The organism is Thermomicrobiales bacterium, assembly GCA_041390825.1.
Taxonomy (GTDB): domain Bacteria; phylum Chloroflexota; class Chloroflexia; order Thermomicrobiales; family UBA6265; genus JAMLHN01.
Genome location: JAWKPF010000046.1, coordinates 1 through 21,257 on the forward strand (window position 1 = coordinate 1; position 21,257 = coordinate 21,257).

A 21,257-nucleotide genomic window follows, 5' to 3' on the forward strand; every position below is an offset into this window, starting at 1 on the left:
CCCGCCGAGTGCCAGGTCGTGCGCCGTAACTGTCAAACCCTGCTCGATGGCTGATCGAACGGCGGCCTGCACGGCCGATTCAGTGTCGAGATCGAGCGCCGGTGGAGTCCCGACGACCTCTCCAAACCGCAGGCTCAGGTATTCGCTGCCGCCAAGGGACGGAGCGCTGTCGCCCACAAGATAGATCGACTGGCCTGGCGTCCATTTCATGGTCGCGTGGCGTCGAACGTCGTCAAAGACCCCGACGACACCAACGGTCGGGTTTGGCTTGATCGGGGCCGCGGCGGTTTCGTTGTAAAGGGAGACATTGCCTCCAACCATCGGCACATCGAGCGCGCGGCAGGCATCGGCCAGCCCGGAGACGGCGCGGTCGAGCTGATAGTAACCAGCTGGTTTCTGCGGGTTGCCAAAGTTGAGGCAGTTGGTGGCGCCCCGTGGCGTCGCTCCGGAGCAGCTCACGTTTCGGCTGGCTTCGGCCACAGCATGCATGGCGCCGACATATGGATCGAGATAGCAATAGCGCGGGTTACAGTCGATCGCGCTGGCGATGCCTCGCTGCGATCCCTTGATGCGCAGCACCGCCGCGTCTCCCTCACCGGGAGCGACGACCGTGTTGGTCTGGATCGTGTGGTCATATTGCTCGTAGATCGGACGCCGAGATCCGATATTCGGAGACGCGAGCAGCTCGAGCAGAATCTCGCCGACGTGCCGCAATTCGATGTCGGGATGCCGGCGCGGATCGGTCTCGCGCGCAGCGATGATCTCCGGAGACTCAGCCGCTGAGCGCACATAGGTCGGACAGGCATCGGTGTAGAACTCGGCCGGGACCTCGGCAACGATCACGCCGTCGTCCAGGACGCGCACCATGCCATCGTTGGTCACGGTGCCGATCACGGCAGAATGCAGTGACCAGCGCTGCACGATGCGATTGACTTCGTCTGCAGCTTCGGGCGTGACCACCAGCAGCATCCGCTCCTGGCTCTCGCTCATCATGACTTCATACGGTGTCATGCCCGATTCGCGTCGGGGAACCTTGGCGACATCGATTTCCGCCCCGACTCCCCCGCGACTGGCAATCTCGACCGTCGAGCTGGTCAGCCCCGCCGCGCCGAGATCCTGCATAGCCACGACCGCGCCCGTCTGCAGCAGCTCGAGACATGCCTCGAGAAGCAACTTTTCCAGGAACGGGTTGCCCACCTGGATGACTCCGCGATGTGAGGCTTCTGGGTCGTCGACCGATGCAAAGGTGGCTCCGTGCAAGCCGTCGCGACCGGTGTCGGCCCCAATCAGCATGATCAGATTGCCGACGCCGGAAGCCTTTGCGCGCACGATGCCATCGGCCGGCACGATGCCAATGCACATTGCATTGACCAACGGATTTCCAGAGAACGACGGATCGAAAAAGACCTCGCCGCCGACGGTGGGAATACCGAGGCAGTTGCCATAGCCGCCGATACCGGCGACGACATTCGTGAACAGGTAACGGTTTCGCGGTTGATCGAGCGGCCCGAACCGCAGGGAGTTCAGGATGGCGACCGGGCGCGCGCCCATGGTGAAGATGTCACGCACGATACCGCCGACGCCTGTTGCGGCCCCTTCATAGGGTTCGACCGCGCTTGGGTGATTGTGTGACTCGACTTTGAAGACGGCAGCGAGACCGTCGCCGATGTCGATAGCGCCAGCGTTTTCACCCGGTCCCTGCAGCACCCAGTCGGCCTTGGTCGGCAAGCGGCCGAGAATGGGCCGGGTGTGCTTGTAGCCGCAGTGCTCGCTCCACATCGAACCGAACATGCCAAGCTCGACGGGTGTTGGCTCGCGCGTTTCGAGCAGCTCCAGGATACGGCGATACTCGTCGTCGCTGAGCGCGACTTCTCGCCAGGCGCCTTCCGGAATCGATCCGCCGGTGGTCGACGTCGTCACCTACACCCCCACATTCAGAAACTCGAGCGCGGACGTGAGGATCTTGAGTCCATCGGTGGGCCCGAGGAGTGGATCGGAAGCCCGTTCCGGGTGGGGCATCATGCCGACGACATTACCCTTCTCGTTGCAAACACCGGCGATCGAACGCACCGAGCCATTGAAATTGGCGCCCGGGCTGACCGTGCCATCGGCTTCGCAATAGCGGAAAACCACCTGACCGTTGGCTTCGAGCCTGTCGAGCGTGGCGTCATCGGCAAAATAGGCGCCTTCGCCATGCGCAATCGGGAGGTTCAGCACATCACCTTTCGCCAATTCATGCGTCCATGCGGTTCGCGCGTTTTCGACCCGGATGTTCACCCATCGGCAATGGAAGTTGAGCGATTCGTTCCGAAGGAGCGCCCCTGGAAGCAGATGCGCCTCCGTCAGGACCTGGAAGCCGTTACAGAGTCCCAGCACGGGACCGCCCCCCTCTGCAAAGTCCTTGAGCGACTCCATGACCGGCGCGAATCGCGCGATCGCTCCGCAACGCAGGTGATCGCCATACGAGAACCCGCCCGGCAACACAATGGCGGCCAACCCGGAGAGGTCGGTCTCCCGATAGTCGATCATCCGCGTTGGCGCCGACAGGTTCAGGGCGAAGGCGTCGAACGAATCCTGATCGCCATTGCTGCCGGGAAATGTGATAACGCCGATCTGCGACGACATGCCTAGAGCTCCGACGCCTCTGTCACCGATTCGATGACATAGGTTTGGATGACGGGATTGGCAAGCAGCTTCTCGGCCATTTCTTCTGCGGTGGCGCGGGCTGCGTCGGCCGCTGGCGCGTCGAGCCGCAACCGATAGTGCTTGCCAGCGCGCACGCGTTCCACGCCTGAATAGCCAAGGCTGTGCAGTCCGCCACGGATAGCCTCCCCTTCCGGGTCGTTGACACCGGCTTTCGGCATGACGAGCACATCGACCTGCCAAATCGAATGCGACTTCTCGTTCGTAAGGCGCTCCTCTCAGAAGACCGGATCGTGTCCGGTGAGACGTTGGAATGCTTCGATATAGCGTTGTTGTGTGCCAGTGATGACATCGTCCGGAAGGACGGGGGCCGGTGGCTCGTGGTTCCAACCGGTGGAATCGAGCCAGTTGCGTACATATTGCTTGTCGAAGCTCTCTGGCTCGCGGCCAGGAGAATGCGTCGACGCATCCCAGTAACGTGAGCTATCGGGGGTCAGCATTTCGTCTATGACGGTCAACTGCCCCTGAATCATTCCGAACTCGAACTTGGTGTCTGCCAGCAGCATCCCGCACGTTGCGGCATGTGCTGCCGCGAAGGTGTAGAGCTCGATGCTCGCGCGCTCCAACTGGCTGGCCAGGTCGGCGCCGACAAGATCGCGCAACCGTTCGACGGTGATGTTCTCATCGTGACCGATGTCGTTTTTCATTGCGGGCGTGAAGATCGGTTCTGGCAACTGCGCGGCCTGCAGCAACCCAACCGGCAGTTCGTGCCCAGCGATGCCGCCAGTAGATCGGTATTCCTTCCAACCGGAACCGGCGAGATAGCCGCGGACGACGCATTCGAAGTCGATTCGGTCGGCTCGTTTCGCCAGGGTGGAACGAGCGTCGAACCATGCGTGGTCGCTGGTTTCGACCGAATCCGGCAGTCCGCACTGGATGACGTGATTGGGAATGATGTCTCGCGTTTTCTCGAACCAGAAATTCGAAAGCTGGTTGAGTACGGCGCCCTTGCCAGGAATCGCGCTGGGAAGGACGACATCGAATGCGGAAATGCGGTCGCTTGCGACGAAGAGCAGATCGTCGCCCAGCAGATAGCAGTCGCGAACCTTGCCTTGGCGCACGAGCGGAAGCGAATCGAGGAGCTGAGTTGCGACTGCGCCGGTCACGTGCTCACCGCTGGCTCGTTCAGACCGAGGCGTTCGAAAACCGCATCGACATGCCCCAACTGCTGGTAGGGATCGAAGAGTTCGGTGATCTGCTCCTGACTCACCCGGCTGGCGATCTCAGGATCCGTACGCACCGCCTCTTCGAAGTTCGAACCGTTCAGCCAGCTGTCCATGGCGTGCGCCTGGACCCGCTTGTATGCCACCTGCCGGTCGATGCCGGCATCGACGAGCCCCAACATGACACGTTGCGAGAAGATGAGTCCGCCGGTGAGATCGAGGTTCTGCTTCATGCGATCTTCGTTGACGGTCAGGTCTTCGAGAATTTCGGTGAGCAGATCGAGTGAGTAGTCGAGCACGATACACGCGTCGGGAAAGATCACCCGCTCGGTCGAGGAGTGGCTGATGTCACGCTCGTGCCAGAGTGCCACGTTTTCGAGACCGGTCACGGCGTAGCCCCGCAGGAGGCGCGCCAACCCGCTCAGTCGTTCCGATTCATGCGGATTGCGTTTGTGCGGCATGGCGGAGCTTCCCTGATTGCCCTCGCCAAATGGTTCTTCCACTTCGCGGACCTCTGTCCGCTGGAGATGGCGAATCTCGACCGCGAGCTTTTCGATCGTAGCGCCGATTCCAGCCAGCACGGAGAGGAAGAACGCATGCCGGTCACGCTGGATGATCTGGGTCGAGGCCGGGGCTGGTCGCAAGCCCAGGGTCTCGCAGACTTCGTCCTCCACATCGGGAGGAACGTGCGCATGGGTTCCGACCGCTCCCGAGAGCTTGCCGACCCGCATCTCTTCCCGGGCGAAACGAAGCCGCTCGAGCTGCCGGCGAAGCTCGTCGTACCACACGGCCAACTTCAGGCCGAAGGTGGTGGGTTCGGCATGGACGCCGTGCGTTCTGCCAATCATGAGGGTGTTGCGGTAGCGTACCGCCTGCCGCCCGACGACCTCGATCAGCCGTTCGAGGTCGGTCTCGAGGATGGCGCAGGACTCCTGCACCAGGATGGACAAGGCGGTGTCGACGACATCCGACGAGGTCAGGCCGAGATGGATGTAGCGCGAGGCCTCCCCAACGGTTTCGCCGGTGGCGCGCAAGAAGGCGATGACGTCGTGATCGGTCTCGCGTTCGATCTCTTGCATGCGCTCGAGATCGCAACTGGCGCCACGGATCGCTTCGATCGCCCAATCGGGAATTCGGCCACGCCGATGCCAGGACTCGCAGACCGCGAGCTCGACGCGTAGCCAGACCTGCAGCTTGTGATCGTCACTCCACACCGCTCCCATCTCGGGCCTGGTGTACCGGCCGATCACGATTGCGTTGCCCTTTCCGAATGAACCAACGGGGATGCCTGCATCGGCAACCAGAGTATACCGTTTTCCATTGCCAATCGGGCGCGAGATGCGTACACTCGCGGACAGAACGGAGCGGGGGACGTCGGATGTCTCCAATCGATTAGCGCCTGGACCTGCTCGGAGGACGCAGGTTGACGAGGTGGAAGCGCATCGAACCTTTCGGCGGGTCGCTTCCCGGCTGGCAGAGTCGTTACGCAAGGAGCAAACCGATTCGGTAACGGATCGACAGAGGCCCTTTCGAACTGCCCCTAGCCCACTCGCTCCATCGAGAACCGAATTGTTGGCCGAGCGAAGGAAATTCGCCTTTGCTCGCGCTTGCTTTGGCGCACGCAATTGCGGCGGAGCGCCCATGTGACTGGAGCGCAGATCGATGTGCGGGATCTTCGGGTATGTTGGCGAATCGACGGATGTCGGATCGGCGATTCTTGCGGCGCTGAAGACGCTGGAATACCGGGGATACGACTCCTGGGGGATGGCGGTCGGAGTCGACGGCCAACTGGCGCTGACGAAAACGACCGGGAAAATCTCGGTCGCATCGGTTGATTTTCCAGATGCGGGAATCGGATTCGGGCATACGCGGTGGGCAACACATGGCGCCGTCACCCACGCCAATGCCCACCCCCACCTCGATTGCTCAGGTTCGATCGCTGTCATACACAACGGCATCGTCGAGAACTTTCGGGAACTTCGAAACGAGGTCGAGGCGAAGGGGCATACCCTTCGCTCGGAAACCGACAGCGAAGTGATCGCGCACCTGATCGAGGATGAGCGCGCTTCGGGCGCATCGCCGCAGGAGGCGCTGGAGCGCGTCTTCGCCCGTCTCGATGGACTCGGAGCGGTGATCGTGCTCGACCTTGCGTCGGAAACGATGATTGCCATGAAACGCACGTCGCCGCTCGTCGTCGGGCGCAACTGCAGCAAGGTCACCATTGCCTCAGACGAGATAGCGCTCGCCGGACATGCGACCGAGATCCACTATCTCGAGGATGGCGAGGTTGCCACGCTTTCCATGGATGGAGTTTCGATTTCGCATCTCTCCGGGACGAATGGTTGGGCGCCGATCTCGGTGGACGAGCGGCGAGACGGACTCGCCGGTTTTCCCGATTTTATGTCAAAAGAGATGGCCGAGCAGCCCGACGTCCTCGAGCGCCTCGTCGATTCTGCCGGGGAGCAGATCGACGCGCTGGCCAATGCGATCCGGGAATCGTACGGCGCGTATATGGTCGGGTGTGGAACTGCGTCGTATGCGGCCCTGACCGGGTCGTATCTCTTTAGCAGAATTGTTTCGCGTCATGTCAATTTCGCCCCAGGATCTGAGTTCAAGTACTACGAGCATTTTCTGAAACCGGGTTCACTCGCGATCGCGTTTTCACAGAGCGGTGAAACGGCCGACATCATCGAAGCGATGCTGGCGGCGCGAGCGCGGGGAGCAACGCTGGCTGGGGTGGTCAATGCCCCCCGATCGACCCTCGGGCGGATGGTGGATATCCGGGTCGATCTCGGGGCCGGTCCGGAGCAGTGCGTGCTTTCGACCAAGGCGTATACCGCGAAAGTTGCCACGCTGCTCATGACGGCTCATGTGCTGGCTGGAACGCCCGAGGTCGGGCGAGATCTCGTCCAGGAGGCCGCGACAGGGATGCGCCACATGCTGTCGCCGGCATGGATCGATCGCGTGCGGGCGATCGCGCGGGACATCTACGAGGCCGAGCACCTCTTTGTGATTGGCCGTGGATTGTCCTACCCGACCGCGCTGGAAGCCGCCCTCAAGATCAAAGAGGTCTCCTATATTCATGCGGAGGGATTCGCGGCGGGAGAACTCAAGCATGGGGTGATCGCGCTGGTGCAGGACGGCACGCCATGCGTCGTCTATGCCCCGAACGACGAAACCCACGCGGACATCATTTCCGGGGCAATGGAACTGAAAGCGCGTGGTGGGCATATCATTGGTATCGGCCCGGCTGACGACCCGGTGTTCGATGCGTGGTTGCCAACACCAGATGTTGGGGACGCTGCCCCGCTCGTCCAGGCGCTGCCGGCCCAAATGCTTGGATATCATGCAGCGCTGCTTCGTGGGAATGATCCCGACAAGCCGCGAAATCTTGCCAAGAGCGTCACAGTGAAGTGACGCCGGAGGAACACAATGGAATTCGTCGAATCGCATGGTCATCTCGATGACGATGCGTTCGCCAAAGACTTGCCGCAGGTCATCGAGGCCGCGCGCGCGGCTGGAGTCCGCCGTTTCATCAATATTGGATACGAACCGGAGAGCTGGGCGAGGTCGCTCGCCCTGGCTGAGCAGCATCCGGACGTTTCCTACGCGCTCGGGATGCATCCGAACTCAGCGGACCGCTGGTCGAACGATGTGGCAACTGAGCTCGAACATTTGCTCGACGCGACGAATCCAGTCGCGATTGGCGAGACTGGACTCGACTACTACCGGGAATGGGTCGATCGCTCGTCACAGAAGGCTGCTTTCCGCGATCAACTCGAACTCGCGCGGTCGTTCTCGCTACCGGTGATCGTTCACATGCGGGGCGATGTCGAATCGGAGCTCACCGAGATTCTCCAGGCCTTTCCGACGGTGCGAGTGGTTTTCCATTCATTCGACGGATCGGCGCATCTACGAGATTTCGCGCTTCGACGGGGCGACATGTTCGGCATCGGCGGACTGATGACCCGCTCCGGTTCGGCGGATTTGCGAGAAACTCTTCGGGAGATACCGCTGGACTCGATGCTCCTGGAAACCGATGCTCCCTATCTGACGCCACGCGGCGTGAAAGAACGGCGCAATACCCCAGCAAACATCCCGATCATCGCGCAGGCGTTGGCTGACCTGCTGGCTGTCCCCATCGAACGTATCGCTGAGCAGACGACCGCCAACGCCGAGGAGATATTCCAATTGGTCGCGTCCGCGCCAGTCGGTGCCGCGCAATGAATGATGAACGGCTGCCAATTCTCATCGCCACCGGGAACGCTGGGAAACTTGCCGAGTTCGAACGGCTATTGGGACATGAGTTTCGCGTGGAGGGACTTTCCGGACTCGATCTGGTGATGCCGCCAGAGGGAACGGAGTCATATCGGAAGAATGCCGAAGCAAAGGCGATCTCCGTCGCCAAGGCGACTGGCCGTCTGACGCTCGGCGATGATTCGGGCATCGAGGTGCGAGCCCTGGGAGGAGCCCCGGGAATCGAATCGGCGCGATTCGCAGGCAGCCCGCCTTCGGACGCTCGCAATATCGAGAAGCTCCTGAAGCTGCTGGATGGCAACGTCGGCGGAGATCGATCGGCCAGGTTTGTTTGCTGGCTTGCGCTTGCCGACGCCGACGGGCTCGTCACGACGGTGGAGGGAACCTGTTCTGGCGTCATAGGAGCGATACCGAAGGGGGCCAATGGGTTTGGTTACGATCCGGTCTTCCTGTTCGATGATGGCAGATCGATGGCCGAGCTGAGCGACCAGGAAAAGGATCTGGTCAGCCACCGCGGCAACGCCGTGCGCGAGATCAAGCCGGACCTGGAACGCCGAATTCGTGGTGCGGGCGCCCATGGTTAGTCGGACCTCACCGGAGTTCGCGAGCTTTTCTGAATGGCGTTCGTGGGCAACCAGCGCCGGCCTGCAACCTGTCGTGGTCGTCGCCGGTTCCCGCGGGAAAACGCTCGTCGCCAAGATCCTCGAGTCGATTCTTCGAACCGCTGGCCTGCGGGTTGCCACGTGGTCGAGCCACGGAGTCGACATCGATGGCGTGCGTCAGGTTGGAGAGCTGGGACCGTGGCAAGGTGTGGAGTCCGGTCTGGCATCGGGAGCGATCGACATTGCAGTTCGTGAGGTCGATTGGGCCACGGCGTCGACGCTGGCGACCGGTCCGCGGTTACCAGTGCTGGCAGTGACCAACGTCTGCGCCAATCGCGAGGATTGCCTGCTCGCAGGTGATGCGGCCCTTGCCAACGTTGCCATGCCTGCGTTGCTCACGGCGGTCGTCAATCAAGGCTGGATGGTTCTCAACGGTGAAGACCTGGCCGTCGCGGCCGATCTCTCGACCTCCGGCCACAACCGCATGCTCGTCGGCCTGGGGCTCGATGGTCCGATGACGGAATCACACCTCGAGACGAGCAGTAGCCTGGCCTGGCTTGCTGGTGACCAGCTGGCAGTTTCACACGGCAGGCGCGTTCTTCTGCTTTGCGAGAGACAGGAACTGCGTTACGCGCTCGATGGCTGCGCGAACTTCATGGTTTTCGACACGCTCATGGCCGCGTCACTGGCAACCGTGTTGGGCATCGACGCCGACACAATTCGTGCAGGTTTGCTCGCCTTTGTCAGCGATCCCGAGAGCATTCCCGGTTCGTTCAACGTGCTGACCTCGGGGAATTCGGTGATTATTCTGGACAGCCCGTCGGCCTCCTGGCATCTGCGCCCGGTGTTGCGCGCTCTGCGCGACTACCATCGCGCCCGACTGCTCACAGTGTTCAGCGGATTGCGCGGCGCGGTGCTTGCCGACACTGCTGAGATCGGACGATTGCTGGGCCGAATCAGCAACTTCCTGATCGTCTCAGACGACGACCCAAGCGATATCGAGCGCACGTCGCTCGCCATGGAAGGCGCCCGCCGGAACGAGCTTCCTCCGATGGGAATTCCGGTCACAACCGAGGTCGAGGGGGTGCGTCGCGCCATGGGACTCGCCCGGCCCAGAGACGTCATCTATGTGCTGTCCGATGATCCAGTGGACCTGTGGTCCGAGCTCAAAAAGCTTGGACCATTGGTGTTGACCGCGCCGAGTCCAGTTCGCGCCTAAGCCGCCAGAACCGCATCGCGGATTGGCTCGACCCACACCGAGGCCTCTCCGAGCAAGTTCTGGAGCTCGGCCTGCAGCAATTCGTTCCACTCGACCTTCAAGGTCCGGCTGCGCATCGGCAGGTCGTCCTCGCCGACACGCAAGTGGACGACGACTTCATCGTCACCGTCGTGTTCCCGGATGATCTGCAGCACCCGCTGCATTTCGTCGATACGGGCGTTTGCGTCCGACGAATCGCTCACCAGCGCGATATGCACCTGCCGCTGGCTGGGTCTTGGGCCGAGGGCGTCGATCGAATCGAATACGCGCTCGCAGATCAGCTGCTGCTTTTCGCCACGCAAGTCGACCTTGGCCTCGACCTCAATGACGTTATCGACTTCCCAGGCATCCTGGAACGTCTGATAGGTCTCCGGAAATGCCACGAGCTCGATCGTCCCGGTCATGTCCTCGAAGTCCATGATGGCCATTGTCTTGTTCGCTTTCGTGAGGAAGCGCCGTGATGTGTCGACCCGACCGATGATGCGCACTCGATCGCCAGGAAAACGGTCGTGCACATCGTTGATGACCTGTCGTCCGTAGCTGCCGACGCGCTGCAAGACGTCGTTTACTGGATGGTCGCTCAGGTAGATTCCGAGCAACTCACGCTCCCACGACAGCCGCTGCCGCAAGGGAAGCTCGAGATTCCTGGTGATCGATTCAGGCGTCTCGACTTGTTTCGCGACGGAGCCTCCGAGCATATCGAAGCCCAGTTGACCCTTGGCCGCCGCGCGTTGCCGGTCGATGGCGCCGGAGATCGTTGGTTCCAACCGGTTGAGTATCACGCTGCGCGGACCGAAGCAGTCGAGCGCGCCGCTCTTGGCCAGCGAATCGGCCACTTTGCGGGAGACTTTCGTCCAGTCGACTGACGAGCAGAAATCCTCCAGGCTGGCGAACTCTTGATTGGGATGGTCGCACCGCGCCTTCAGAATCGATTCCGCCGCGCCCTTGCCGACGTTCTTGATGGCGCTCAGTCCGTAGCGAATCGATTCCTTGCCGTTCGACCCGATTTCCGGCTGGAAGTCGAGCTCGCTGCGATTGATATCCGGTCCCAATACGTCATGGCCCATCCGCCGCACATGCGCCACGTCCGAAACGAGCCGGTCGTGATTGTCGCCATCGGTCGTCATGAGCGCGCACATGAATTCGACCGGATAGTGCGCCTTGAGATAGGCCGTCTGTGCCGCGATCACGGCGTACGCGGCGCTATGCGCTTTGTTGAATCCATAACCGCCGAAACGCGCCATCATGGAATAGAGCTCGTCGGCCAATGCCGCCGTCAGGCCATGCGCGACGGCGCCCTCGATGAAGGGCTTGCGATAGGACTCCATCAAGTCCTGTTTCTTCTTGCCCATGGCGCTGCGAAGGCCATCGGCGTCCGCCATGGAGAATCCTGCGATCGCGTTCGCAATCTGCATGATCTGCTCCTGATAGACCGCAATGCCAAACGTGCCCTTCAGGATTGGCTCCAGGTCGGGATGCATGTAGGTCACCGGTGAGCGCCCATGCTTGCGGTCGCAGAACTCGGCGGCTCCTCCTGCTGGTCCTGGCCTGATCAACGCCATGAGTGCAATGAGGTCGTCGAACGAGTTCGGCGCCACCTCGGTGGTCATGCGGGTGGTCATGCCACCTTCCAACTGGAAGACCCCGATCGTGTCGCCTTGCTGCAAACGGAGAAATGCTTCTTCATCTTCCAGCGGAATCGCGTCGATGGTCAGGTCGGGTGACTTGCGCCGCGCGAGATCGACAGCCCGCCGAAGGATCGTGAGGGTGGTCAAGCCGAGGAAGTCCATCTTGAGAAGACCGATTTCCTCGAGCAATCCCATTTGATACTGGGTGGTGACCTCGCCTTCGCTCTTGCCGCTCGCACGCTGCAACGGGACCGTCTCGATCAGCGGATCGCGAGAAATGACCACACCCGCTGCGTGGGTGGACGAGTGGCGAGCGATGCCCTCGACCTTCTTCGCATTGTCGACCAGTTCGCGCAGGCGCTTGTCGGCCTCGAGGACGTCGTTGAGCTCGGCGACGCGGTCGAGCGCCTTTTCGATCGTCATCTTCGGTTCTGCCGGAATGAGCTTGGCCACCCGGTCGATCTCGCTGAACGGCATGCCCATCGCGCGACCGACATCACGCAGCGATGCGCGCGCCGCCATGGTTCCAAACGTGGAGATTTGCGCAACACGATCGTCGCCGTACTTCCCGACGACGTACTGGATCACCTCGTCGCGCCGATCGTCCGCAAAGTCGATATCGATATCCGGAAGGGAAAGACGATCCGGGTTGAGAAACCGCTCGAAGATCAATCCGTGTTTGAGCGGATCGAGCGACGTGATCGCGAGACAATAGGTGACGATGCTTCCCGCTGCGGAACCGCGGCCTGGACCGACCGGAATGTCGTTCTCCTTGGCGAAGCGCACGAAGTCCCACACCACCAGGAAATAGTTGGTGAGATTCATGTTCCCGATGACGCGCAGCTCGTAAGCGATTCTGTTTTCCACATCGCTATCAGAGAGGTCGTATCGTTCGGCGGCTCCCGCGCGCACCAGGTGTTCCAGATACTCGTGGTTCGTATACCCCGCGGGAACATCGAAGTCGGGTAGCTGAAAGCCCTGAGGCGAGAGATCGAGTTGGCACATCTCCGCGATGCGCATCGAGTTCTTCAGACCATCGGGCAGTTCTGCAAACCGATTCCACATCTCTTGCGGGCTCTTCAGGTAGAGCTCGTCGGTTTCGGGCTTGAGCCGCTTGGGGTCATTCAACGTGGTGTTCGTCTGAATGCAGACCAGAAGCTCTTGCGCTGGGGAATCCGCTTGCTTGCAGTAGTGGACGTCGTTCGTCACCACGAGCGGCAAGGCGAACGACTTCGCGAGCGAGATCAGGTCCCGGTTGACCTGGAGCTGCTCCTTGAGGCCGTGATCCTGAATCTCGACGAAAAACCGTTCGCGCCCGAAGATCTCCGCCAGCTTCACCGCATAGTCACGAGCAGTATCAGGGCGTTCGTTGAGGAGGTTATTCGCCAGAGGGCCTCCGAGGCATGCCGAGGTGGCGATGATGCCGTCGTGGTGTCTGGCGAGCATGTCGATATCGATCCGCGGCCGGTAGTAGAAGCCGTTCAGGCTCGCTTGCGATGCGAGCTTCATCAGATTCCGGTAACCGGTTTCGTTTTCCGCCAGCAGGAGGAGATGGTATGCCTTGCGTCGCGCCTTCCGTTCCGCTTCCGATGCGTCAGGCGGAGGAGGGCCCGCTTTGCCTTCCGCAAAATACGCTTCCATGCCCACGATAGGGTGTAGTCCAGCTTTCGACACCTGCTTGTAGAAATCGTAGGCGGCATACATGACGCCGTGGTCGGTTACCGCAAGGTGCTGGATGCCTGATTCCTGCGCTTGTTCGATGTATTCGGGAATGCGACCCATTCCATCGAGGAGCGAGTACTCGGTGTGCAGGTGCAGGTGAGCGAATTCGGGCAAAGGGGTGACTCGTCTCTAGCCCGGCAATTGCCGGGGACCCCGCGACGTCGGGGCTTTGGTTTCAAGTTTACTCCGCAGCGGAAGCTGGAAATGACATCGGCTCCGGCGCGGTTCGAAGCGGGGTGCGAACCGCGGCGCGGAGCCGCCTGCCGAATTTTCGGATCAGCCCTGCTAGGCGGCGGCGGAAACCCGGCCCATGGGCGCGAGCTGCATAGCGATCCGCGCCTGTTCTGCCAGCAGATGGAGAACCTGGCGCATGTTCTCGCGGTATTCCGCGGGAAGCTGCTCGTCGCTCAACAGATAGAAGACCTCACCGAGCACAGGCTCAGCCGAAAGAATCTTGGCGAAATCCCGCGGCAAGAAGCCTGCTGCCGCAAGGAGCATGTCTCGCTCGCCCTCACCCAGGTCCATCGCATCGCCCAGGCGATCGACCGCGTCCCGGGTTGGCATACGCGCGCCGCCCTCGAGACGGCTGACGTAGCTGTGATCGAACTCAGCGCGTTCAGCGAGCTTGCTCTGAGAAACGCCGCGCCGCTCCCGAAGCGACTTCAGCAGTTGGCCAAACTCTGTCATTCGTAACCCCCGCTCTGTGACAGAAAGACACAATCGATCGATCTCGATCGGCGACCGTTCGGACCGGTCATTGACTCACTGACACCATCCTATCAGCCCGTTGCCCAGCCGTCAATTCGAATTTCAGCTTATCCACATCGGTTTCGGCGCGCTGTCGTTTCGAATGCGGATAATCGCTGAAGCGCGCCGTTGGTGTCGAATCGCTGGCGTTGACTGTCGTTGCCCAGGCGTCATGCGGAAAATGCACGGGTCTCGCCCCCTGCATCGTCGGGGCGATGGCCCTTGTGACGCGATCTGTGGCTTAATTCGTCCTGGTTCGATGGGGAACGCGCCGCCTTGTTTCGACAGCCGGAAAGGGATCTCCCATAACCGCCCACACCTCGACCAACATGGACACCCTTCTCCTGCGAGGCGGCGACCTGGCCACAACGCTAAGGAGCCAGATCCGACTTGCTCGCATGAGGCTGCTGCGCGATGGTGGCCGTCCCCCGGTGCTCGTGACGCTGGCGGCGGAACCGAATGCATCGGCTGAGGCGTATCGCACCTCGATCTCCAGGACCATGAAGCGGGTCGAGATCGAGCATCGGCCGGTCGATTTGCCTGCCGGGTGCCGGGATGCCGATCTGGAGCGTGCGCTACAAGAGCTCAGCAATGACCCAGAGGTTACCGGGGTGCTGGTGCTCATGCCGCTCCCGGCGCGGATCGACAAGGGAATCGTTTCGGAACAACTCGACCCGTTGAAAGACGTCGACGGGGTGACGGTCATCAACGCCGGCCGTTTGCACCTGGGGCTTCCGTGTTTGGCGCCAAGCACGCCAAATGGCGGCCTTGCCCTGCTTGATCACTACGGGATACCGATGAACGGAGCGCGCGCCGTGGTCATCGGGCGAAGCAATGTGGTCGGTCGCCCTTTGGCTGCCCTCTTGCAGCGCCGAAACGCAACGGTGACCGTCTGCCACAGCGGCACCAGGGATTTGGTGTCGTACACACGCGAGGCCGATATTGTCGCGCTGGCAATCGGTAGCCCTGGTTTCCTAACACCGGACCTGATCCGCCCGGGCGCCGCAGTGCTCGACTTTGGCATCAATGTGATCGGAGACCGCATCACTGGCGATGCCGACTTCGACGCGCTCCTGGGTGTGGCCGGAGCGATCACCCCGGTTCCAGGGGGCACGGGACCGATCACGGCGTTGATGCTGGCACGCAACACGATCGCCGCTGGTATTGCCGGGCTGCACAACGATCTCGATTCCATCCCGCCGTTCGAGCATTGGCAGAGCGCAGAGGGCTGAACCGCGTCCGGGCCCGTCCGAGGTTGACGCGAAGGCCCCTGGATTGCTAGGCTTCTCGACCGTTGTTTTGGGCCGACGTAGCTCAGTGGCAGAGCAAAGGACTCATAAGCCTTTGGCCGGTGGTTCGAATCCACCCGTCGGCACCATCGCCCCAACGACATTCCCAGGACTCATGAATTCATGGCGAGAACGCGATCGAACCGATCGGGATTCGAGCAGCGTCTTCTCCGCGCGATGCGAAACAGTGGCGTGCAACCGGGGGATCGCCTGACGGTCGCGTTTTCTGGTGGCGTCGATTCGCTCGCCCTAGCCGCCGGGCTCGCACGCGTTTCCCCTCTGCTCGGAACGCAGATTCGGCTCATTCATGTCGATCATCAGATTCGTGACAACTCCCAACGCGATGCCACGGCCTGCCGTCAATTGGCGGTCGCGCTTGGTCTGCAGATCGACATCGTGACACTCGAATCCGGTCTGCGTCGACGAACGGCGGGCATAGGGCTAGAGGAAGCTGCCCGCAGAGAGCGCTATCTCGCGCTGGCAACCGCCGCCAATGATTGGGAGTCGTCAACGATCGTGCTGGGCCATCAGGCGAATGACCAGGTGGAGACTATGCTGCTGCATCTGGTGCGAGGAGCGGGGTTGGACGGGATCGCCGGCATGCGTCCCGTCGAGCACCGACCTGTTCCATGGTGGGTTCCGGAGGCAACGGAGGCGCGGAACCTCACGCTATTGCGTCCCATGCTCGCTGAATCCAGAGCAGCGATCGAGGCATATGTCGCGCTCCTGGGGTTGTCCCCGGTCGCCGACGAGAGCAACGCCGAAACCGACTTCGACCGGAACTGGATGCGCCTACGGGTACTCCCGGAAATCCTGAAGCGCTGGCCGCATGCGGTCGAGACGATCTCGCGCAGCTCGGCGGTGCTCGATGCAGATAGGTCTTCTATGCATCGAGCTGCGGATCTCGCCTATCATCGAGTGGAGAACGCTGACCGGACATTCTGTACGGACATATTGAGTCAGCTCGAGCCAGCTGTAGCAAACCGCGTGCTGCGGCGATGGCTCGAGTGGCTTGGGCTCGCCGAAGTGGATTCAGATGTTGTGCACCGCCTGCGGGCTCTGGCGACTGATGGTGACGAAACTCGAATCGAAGAGGCTGGGAGTCGCTGTTCGATCGTTGTCGACGGCAACCGGCTGGTCCGATTCGACCAGCTGATGCATGAGGTTGCCGCATCGATTCCGATCGATACGGGGGACGGATGGATCATCGAGATCCGCGACGATCCGCGACCGGGTGATGTCCCGTTCGACGCCCCAGCGGGTTTGCCGCTGGAGGTGCGTTCGATCAGACAAGGCGATCGGTGGCATGGGACGAACGACTCCGTGATGGAGGACCTGCGCGCTGCTGGCGTCCATCCACTCGTGCGAACGCACGTGCTGGCAGTTGCTTCGCCGGCTGGGGTCTTGCTCATCCCGGCAATCTATCCCACCATTCGGGGCAAGGTCGATGACGGTTCAGGCAAGAAGGCGGGGGTTCGATGGCGGAGGCGGTCTTGAAGCGCAAGGACAAGGGGGTCGCGCGGATCCTCATCGATGCCGATTCGGTTCAGCAACGAGTGAGAGAGCTCGCCGCTGAGCTCGACGAAGTCTATCTGCATGAAACCCCACTCCTTATCGGCGTGCTCAATGGCGCCATCACGTTCATGACGGACCTGATGCGCGCGATGGATGCCGAACTGAAGGTCGATTTCATGGCCGTCTCCAGCTATGGCGATGATGTGACCAGTTCTGGCGCCGTGCGCATCCTCAAGGACCTGAACGAGAACATCGAAGGCCGCCACGTTCTCATCGTGGAAGACATCGTCGACAGCGGACTCACCCTGAGCTATCTGCTGGACGTCCTGCGGCGCCGAAACCCGGCCGATATCAAGGTCGTTGCCCTGCTGCGCAAACCGAAGGCAGAGGCGATGGCGGTGCAAACGGACCTGGTTGGGTTCGATATTCCGGACGAGTTCGTCATTGGCTATGGTCTCGACTTTGCGGGCCGCTACCGAAACCTGCCGTACATTGGTGTGCTGGATCCGGCGGAAATCGAAGTTACGAAAAGTAAGACTGCTATACTTTCGTAGAAGCCGCCCCTTCAGGATCACGAAAACCATCCAGGAAGCTCGGGCCGGCCGGAGGTCCATGAATGGGTGATATTCGACGCTTGCGCAGCAGTGCGGTCTGGATTGTCCTGATCGTCGCTGTTGTCGCGCTTTGGTTCCTTGTCGTCAACGACAACGATGCGACAACGAACAAGGATTTTTCTGCCGTCGCTGCCGATATCCAGGCCGGCGAGGTGCAGAAGCTGACGATCGGCGAAGACAGCAATACGGTTCGGGTCGCGTACATCGACCCGGATACCAACGATGCCAAGTCGATCCTTCCCGGCAACACCACCATCTATGAAGCGCTCGAGGCATATGGCGTCGATGTCGCTACTGCACCGCCAATCGATGTCAAGGCAGCGAGCCGCTGGGGCAGTTGGTTGGGGGCGTTGGGTTTCCTGCTGCCGACCCTTTTCCTGATCGGCATCTTCCTCTTCATGATGCGCCAGGCGCAAGGGTCGAACAATCAGGCCGTTTCGTTCGGCAAGAGCAGAGCGCGTCTCTTCAGCAGCAACAAGCCCACCGTTACGTTTGCCGACGTCGCCGGAGTCGACGAATCGAAGGAGGAGCTCGTCGAGGTCGTCGAGTTCCTGAAGTATCCAGACAAGTTCCAGTCGCTTGGCGCCCGAATTCCGCGCGGTGTCCTGTTGGTCGGACCCCCGGGAACCGGCAAGACCTTGCTCTCGCGTGCGGTGGCCGGGGAGGCGGGTGTGCCGTTCTTCAGCATTTCCGGTTCTGAGTTCGTGGAGATGTTCGTCGGCGTGGGCGCGAGCCGCGTGCGCGATCTCTTCGACCAGGCAAAGAAGAGCGCGCCATGCATTGTCTTCGTCGATGAAATCGACGCAGTCGGCCGGCAGCGCGGCGCCGGTCTGGGCGGCAGCCACGACGAACGCGAACAAACACTGAACCAGATTCTGGTCGAGATGGATGGATTCGACAGCAGCACGAATGTGATCGTGATCGCGGCAACCAACCGGCCCGATGTGCTCGATCCGGCGTTGCTGCGGCCCGGGAGATTCGATCGACAAGTCATCCTCGATCGGCCCGATATCGCCGGGCGGCGAGCCATTCTCGAAGTCCACTCCCGTGGGAAGCCACTGGAGGGCGATGTTTCGATCGACAACCTCGCGCGGCAAACGCCTGGCTTCTCCGGCGCAGACCTCGAGAACCTGGTGAACGAATCGGCAATCCTGGCGGCTCGGCGTGGCAAGAAGACCATTGGGCGTCACGAGATGACCGAAGCGATCGACCGGGTGCTGGCCGGCCCGCAGCGCAAGAGCCGGGTGATTTCTGAGCGGGAACGATTGATGACTGCCTATCACGAGGCCGGACATGCACTCGTGGCGCGCATGCTCCCAAATGCCGATCCGGTGCGCAAGGTCTCCATCGTGGCCCGCGGCATGATGGGTGGTTACACCCGCGTGGTGCCGGACGAGGACCGGATGTTCAAGACCAAGCGGCAGTTCGAGGACGAGCTCGCGGTGTTCATGGCCGGGCACGTGGCCGAATCGATGGTGTTCGACGAGCAATCGACTGGAGCCGCCAACGATATCGAGCGTGCCACCATCCTCGCGCGGCGCATGGTGACGGAATTTGGCATGAGCGAAAACCTCGGCCCCCTTGCCTTCGGCAAGAAGGACGAATTGGTCTTCCTCGGCCGCGAGATTAGCGAGCAACGGAACTACAGCGACGAAGTGGCATTCGAGATCGACAAGGAGATCCGAATGCTGGTCGACCGCGGACTGGAGCGCGCAAAGGAAGTCGTTACCTCGCACTTTGCGCAGCTGGAAGCGATTGCTGAGTTGCTCATGCGCGAGGAGACGATCGAAGGCGAAGAACTGGAAGCGCTCTTCGATTCGCCACGCCCGAAACCAACGCTCGTCGGCCCACCCGCCACAAGTCCGGCGGCATCGCTGATCACCCCGGCAGAGGACAAGAAGCCGCGCACCAAGCGGAACGACTCAGACGATCGTGATCGGCCGCCGCTCGGTGGACAGATGGTGCCGCAACCCGCAGGGTAGTCGTCCGCAACAACAGACAACGTCGCACACAAAACCCCGGCCCATCTGGACCGGGGTTTCGTTGTTCCTGTTGGTGGAGGCGGGGGGACTCGAACCCCCGGCCTCTACAGTGCGATTGTAGCGCTCTCCCAGCTGAGCTACGCCCCCCGAAGGAACGACGCGAGTATACGGTCATGAGATTATCGGGTCAAACTTGGAATTCGCTGAAAGCGTCCCTTTGTTGACCTTGGAAATGCACGACCTCGCGGACTGTGCCAGTTGTGACTGGAATTCGGCTGGACGTGACTTCGCGTCAGGTGTATAGTGCTGACCGATGCGGGTGTAACTCAGTTGGTAGAGTGTTTGCTTCCCAAGCAAAATGTCGTGGGTTCGAGTCCCATCACCCGCTCCACCCCTCTCTTCCCCTCAGGTAACGTATCACTCTCGTCGTCGACAATCACGATGAGGCGCGAATCCGTTCGATGCGCGCTCGTTGGGCAACGATTTCCGGATCGGTCTGCACATCGCCACCTTCTTGTTCAACCTGATACTTGAGGAACGCGAGACGGTTCTGCTCGGCCACGATCGATCTGGAGTGGCGCCGTGACTCCCATGGATAGCGGCGCATGCGCCAATGGGTCTCACGGGCCAACCGGGCGCGCTCTTTTTCCGAGATGACGGTGTCAGGTTCGCCAGCCAGCTCGGTCTGAATCGTTTTCTCCTCCCATCGACCCGTGCGCACCAATGTGTAGAGAATGAGCAAGACCGATGGCAGGAACATGAAAAAGCTGCGGAGACTGGCGCTCATCCAGCTGGAGAGAAACGGATTCTCCTCGGTCGGAGCGCTGAGATCGGGAATCGGCTTGCCCATCGTGTGCAGGATCACGACCACGGCAACGCCAAGCCCGTTGTTGACCAGGTGGGCGGTCACCGCGAGGAAGTACCCAAGGAGCGCCCAGGCCACCGCGCGAACGCGGGTCTTGCTGACAGCCGCATAGCCCAGGCCGAGCCCGGTCAGTCCCGTGAACAACGCATGCCCGGCGAACCCGAACAGTCCGTAGCGCCCTCCCAGTTCGGTGCCATAGGTGTGGACGCCCCATTCCGCATAGTCATTGGCAACGTAGAGCGCGGACTCGAACCAGTTGAATCCGGCCCCGACGAGCGCGCCCATGATGAATCCGTCACGAGGACTGCGGAAGAACGAGCGAAAGAGGAAGAAAACCAAAAGCAAGCCAACCCCTTTGAGCGTCTCCTCGACGAGGGGGCCGGCAATCGGAGCGCCAAGCAGGAAGCCTCGATTCTCGCCAGCGTATGGAATCAGGTCGTTTTTCTCGACCCACCGATCGACATCTCTGAGGATTCGCTGATTCGCAGGCAACGCCAGTCCGGTGCTGAGGATTGCCCCCCACGCAAGAAGCGATGCGTACAGTTGCCAGGGCAGTGGATCGCGCCGATCGAGCCATCTCAGGATGAGTGTCGTCAATCCGGTGAGAATGGTGGAGAAGAAAAGCGCAATGAAGAACACCCGCAGAAGATGCTCATGATGCGAATAGAGATCGAGCAACGTCAATATGCGCGCGGCAGCCACACCGCCAAGAACTGCCAGTACCGCCAGAATCGCAAAGACCAGTCGAGGGTCATGGATCCGGTCGGTCTTGCGCGAAGCACGCGCCAACGGAGTTACAAAGGAGTCCAGATTCGTTCCTTTCTGCTCCCGCGCAGGTGCTCCGACCGTACAGGATGTGCCGCCGGCCCTTGCCGGGTCGTGCCCGGTTTCCAAGCGTTCGAATGATTTCTA

Annotated in this window: 16 protein-coding genes and 3 tRNA genes; 10 read left to right on the plus strand and 9 right to left on the minus strand. The window is 61.3% G+C overall.

From position 1 onward, the window contains the following. From purL to purB, 5 genes are all read right to left on the minus strand, one after another. The coding region (gene purL, locus R2855_18165; protein MEZ4532925.1) for a phosphoribosylformylglycinamidine synthase subunit PurL at window positions 1–1,920 on the minus strand (1,920 nt) is incomplete at its 3' end. Continuing rightward, complete coding sequence (gene purQ / locus R2855_18170) at window positions 1,921–2,625, minus strand: phosphoribosylformylglycinamidine synthase subunit PurQ (protein MEZ4532926.1); 705 nt, start codon at window positions 2,623–2,625, stop codon at window positions 1,921–1,923. Window positions 2,626–2,627: 2 nt separating this feature from the next. Beyond that, window positions 2,628–2,873, minus strand: a complete 246-nt coding sequence (purS, locus tag R2855_18175) for a phosphoribosylformylglycinamidine synthase subunit PurS (GenBank protein MEZ4532927.1) — start codon at window positions 2,871–2,873, stop codon at window positions 2,628–2,630. 48 nt (window positions 2,874–2,921) lie between these two features. After that, window positions 2,922–3,809 (minus strand): phosphoribosylaminoimidazolesuccinocarboxamide synthase, encoded by an 888-nt coding sequence (locus R2855_18180; GenBank protein ID MEZ4532928.1) that lies wholly within the window; start codon window positions 3,807–3,809, stop codon window positions 2,922–2,924. Next, complete coding sequence (purB, locus tag R2855_18185; protein ID MEZ4532929.1) at window positions 3,806–5,116, minus strand: adenylosuccinate lyase; 1,311 nt, start codon at window positions 5,114–5,116, stop codon at window positions 3,806–3,808. The genes R2855_18180 and purB overlap by 4 nt, the downstream gene beginning before the upstream one ends. A gap of 412 nt (window positions 5,117–5,528) precedes the next feature. On the opposite strand from purB, the gene glmS reads away from it, so the two are divergent. The 4 genes from glmS to R2855_18205 are packed head-to-tail and all read left to right on the plus strand — an operon-like array spanning window position 5,529 to window position 9,944. After that, window positions 5,529–7,283, plus strand: a complete 1,755-nt coding sequence (glmS, locus tag R2855_18190; protein MEZ4532930.1) for a glutamine--fructose-6-phosphate transaminase (isomerizing) — start codon at window positions 5,529–5,531, stop codon at window positions 7,281–7,283. Window positions 7,284–7,298: 15 nt separating this feature from the next. Next, on the plus strand, window positions 7,299–8,093 hold the full coding sequence (locus R2855_18195) for a TatD family hydrolase (protein MEZ4532931.1): 795 nt from the start codon (window positions 7,299–7,301) through the stop codon (window positions 8,091–8,093). After that, window positions 8,090–8,707 (plus strand): RdgB/HAM1 family non-canonical purine NTP pyrophosphatase, encoded by a 618-nt coding sequence (rdgB, locus tag R2855_18200; GenBank protein MEZ4532932.1) that lies wholly within the window; start codon window positions 8,090–8,092, stop codon window positions 8,705–8,707. The genes R2855_18195 and rdgB overlap by 4 nt, the downstream gene beginning before the upstream one ends. Further along, on the plus strand, window positions 8,700–9,944 hold the full coding sequence (locus R2855_18205; GenBank protein MEZ4532933.1) for a hypothetical protein: 1,245 nt from the start codon (window positions 8,700–8,702) through the stop codon (window positions 9,942–9,944). Before rdgB ends, R2855_18205 begins: the two co-directional genes overlap by 8 nt. On the opposite strand, the gene R2855_18210 is transcribed toward R2855_18205, so the two are convergent. Both R2855_18210 and R2855_18215 read right to left on the minus strand, forming a co-directional pair. Further along, on the minus strand, window positions 9,941–13,447 hold the full coding sequence (locus R2855_18210; protein MEZ4532934.1) for a DNA polymerase III subunit alpha: 3,507 nt from the start codon (window positions 13,445–13,447) through the stop codon (window positions 9,941–9,943). The genes R2855_18205 and R2855_18210 overlap by 4 nt on opposite strands. Before the next feature lie 171 nt (window positions 13,448–13,618). Further along, window positions 13,619–14,020: a helix-turn-helix transcriptional regulator gene (locus R2855_18215; GenBank protein ID MEZ4532935.1), complete on the minus strand. Its 402-nt coding sequence runs from the start codon at window positions 14,018–14,020 to the stop codon at window positions 13,619–13,621. Between the two features lie 389 nt (window positions 14,021–14,409). Here R2855_18215 and R2855_18220 point away from each other — a divergent pair, with 389 nt between their 5' ends. The 5 genes from R2855_18220 (at window position 14,410) to ftsH (ending at window position 19,480) form a co-directional block, all read left to right on the plus strand. After that, window positions 14,410–15,312: a bifunctional 5,10-methylenetetrahydrofolate dehydrogenase/5,10-methenyltetrahydrofolate cyclohydrolase gene (locus R2855_18220; protein MEZ4532936.1), complete on the plus strand. Its 903-nt coding sequence runs from the start codon at window positions 14,410–14,412 to the stop codon at window positions 15,310–15,312. Between the two features lie 71 nt (window positions 15,313–15,383). After that, window positions 15,384–15,458, plus strand: a tRNA-Met gene (locus R2855_18225). A 34-nt stretch (window positions 15,459–15,492) separates the two neighbouring features. Next, window positions 15,493–16,866 carry a tRNA lysidine(34) synthetase TilS gene (gene tilS, locus R2855_18230; GenBank protein ID MEZ4532937.1) on the plus strand — a complete coding sequence of 458 codons (1,374 nt, stop codon included), beginning with the start codon at window positions 15,493–15,495 and terminating at the stop codon, window positions 16,864–16,866. Beyond that, window positions 16,848–17,438 (plus strand): hypoxanthine phosphoribosyltransferase, encoded by a 591-nt coding sequence (gene hpt, locus R2855_18235; GenBank protein ID MEZ4532938.1) that lies wholly within the window; start codon window positions 16,848–16,850, stop codon window positions 17,436–17,438. The genes tilS and hpt overlap by 19 nt, the downstream gene beginning before the upstream one ends. Before the next feature lie 62 nt (window positions 17,439–17,500). Continuing rightward, window positions 17,501–19,480, plus strand: a complete 1,980-nt coding sequence (gene ftsH, locus R2855_18240; protein ID MEZ4532939.1) for an ATP-dependent zinc metalloprotease FtsH — start codon at window positions 17,501–17,503, stop codon at window positions 19,478–19,480. A gap of 71 nt (window positions 19,481–19,551) precedes the next feature. Here the strand turns inward: ftsH and R2855_18245 are convergent. Next, window positions 19,552–19,627 (minus strand) — tRNA-Ala (locus R2855_18245). A 168-nt stretch (window positions 19,628–19,795) separates the two neighbouring features. Between R2855_18245 and R2855_18250 the strand changes: the two genes are divergently transcribed. Beyond that, a tRNA-Gly gene (locus tag R2855_18250) sits at window positions 19,796–19,871 on the plus strand. 45 nt (window positions 19,872–19,916) lie between these two features. On the opposite strand, the gene R2855_18255 is transcribed toward R2855_18250, so the two are convergent. After that, entirely contained in the window at window positions 19,917–21,134 is a 1,218-nt protein-coding gene (locus tag R2855_18255) for a PrsW family glutamic-type intramembrane protease (GenBank protein ID MEZ4532940.1), read from the minus strand. Window positions 21,135–21,257 lie beyond the last annotated feature (123 nt).